Source organism: Vibrio sp. V19_P1S1T109 (genome assembly GCF_002241375.1).
GTDB lineage: Bacteria > Pseudomonadota > Gammaproteobacteria > Enterobacterales > Vibrionaceae > Vibrio > Vibrio anguillarum.
Genome location: NZ_NDIM01000119.1, coordinates 1 through 2,149, shown reverse-complemented (window position 1 = coordinate 2,149; position 2,149 = coordinate 1). Strand labels below are relative to the sequence as shown.

Below are 2,149 nucleotides of genomic sequence, written 5' to 3'. Positions count from 1 at the left end.
ACCCTAGCATGGCCGCAATTGGCGTTCTAAGCTCATGACTCATTACAGCTAAAAAATGATTCCTCGCATCTACAGCTTCTAGTGCCTTATTATTAGAATCACGTAATGCCAATTCTGAGAGCTTGAGTTCTGTGATATCACTGCAAACGGTCAAGTAATGAGTATCCCCACTCTTGGGATGCGCAATCGATTCATGATTAATGACATAATATTTCTCATCAATCTGATAGTGTTTATTCGACAGATCGACAGATCCGATGCCAGTACATATGAGGCAATTCACATCATCACTAATTAGAGAAGCCTTGCTACATTGCTTGTATGAACGGTTAGATAACACTACTTTCCCATTCACATCTGAAATGAAGATCATACTGGGTATTTTATCGAGCAAATCTGTCAGCCATTGCACTTGAACTTCTGAAAGTTTTGAACTGATTTGACTGTATTTTAAGGAACTTTTTAACTTGTAAAATATAATTATTCCAAATAATAATAAAAACAAAAAAATACACATTGCAATCAAAGAATAGATTATAACTTGCTGCTTATCATAACCATAATTCACATTCACTTTCTTATGGAGTGATTTTAGTGCATTAATCTCAGATTCAGTTACCATAGTTAAAGATCGGCTGAGCATTTCAGACAATATCGACTCGTCCTTTCGAAAGACCATACCGATATTAATAGAGTAACCTTCATTATCTATTGCGGGAAGTATCAAGAATTTATCACCAAGATATGCCATTTGCTGATTTATAATATCTTGATTCATTAAGGCATGAGTTATCTTACCTGATTTTAAATCTAGAATAACCTTTTTAAGATCTCTATAAACTTTAACTTTTTTATTATCTTCATAGATTTTTAAGTGGCTATATAAGTAACCAGTACGATCTAATATCGCTAATTTTTTCTGTTGAAAAGGCTTTTTGGTGACCACATAACCAAATTGCAAATTAGTGTAAGGTGGAGTCGCTATAAAATCACGATTATCGATGTCATCGACATTTAATGAAGGCAATAAATCGACTTCATTATCGATAAGCATCTGTCTAATATCTCTACCATTGGCCGGCACATACTGAAATTTAAGAAAGCTTTTTGACTCAATGAGCTTGAGTAAATCATGGACATATCCCTTCACCTGATTATCACCCTCATCACAATAAGAGAGTGGATATATATCTTCTTCTATGGTGTATCTGACAATTTGATTGCTATTTTCTTGACTTAGTAATTTTAGGCTGTCTTTATTATTCAAAAAATAAATATTAGTCGAGTCTATCTTATTAGCTGTATTTCCTGTTGCTTCAGCAAGAATGAGTTTATCGAAAATGTTTTTTAATTCATTCTTTTTCATCGGCAAAATGATTCTATTTATTTCGACACCTAATCGGCCATCTGCAATAATCTCACCGTCATATCCAGAATTAGGGCTGATATAATGATTGAGTGATATATAGTTGGTTATCGTTGCATCGGCTAAACCTTGCTTCATCATTTCTGCTGATTCTAAGAAACTTTGTGCTAGTAATATGTGTGGGTAATGGCTCTGCTCTAATGTTTCACAATAAGATGAACCTTGTACGCAAACCCATTTCAAATGATTCATATCTTGCTGATTTAATTTTTTGTCCCTTAGCCAAATCACTCGTAGGTTATTATAGAGTGGCAAACTGAATAAAATGTTTTTTTCTCTCTCTTTTGTTTTGCTAAAACCAATAGCAAAATCCACATCACCACCATGCACAGCAGCAACAAGATCAGTTATCGATTGATAGCTACGATATTCAATTTTGACATCAAGCTCTTTTCCTATTCCTACCGCATAATCATGTTGAATACCGATTGTATTCTCAATGCCGCCCCAATAAGGTAGCCAAGGTTCAGACAATACACCCATTACAATGACTTTTTTTGTTTTTAAATAGGTACGTTCCGAATCTGATAAATAATCGGCGGCATAAACAGTATTAAAAAGTAAGTTAATTGCTAAAATTAACAGCAAGTAGATACGTAACAAATTCATTCTCGTGATATTGATTCCAATATCCAACTAGTTTAACGATCCTGCTCCTCATTGCCAAGAATAGGGCATCAGAACAAAATGGATTAAAATACATATTTATCAACATGTTAATGC

1 protein-coding gene is annotated in these 2,149 nt (G+C 34.0%); it reads right to left on the bottom strand.

What is annotated here, in order from left to right; genetic code table 11:
- On the bottom strand, nt 1–2,035 hold a 2,035-nt coding region (locus B9J87_RS05670; RefSeq protein WP_141201543.1), incomplete at its 3' end, for a transporter substrate-binding domain-containing protein.
- Nucleotides 2,036–2,149: the final 114 nt, after the last annotated feature.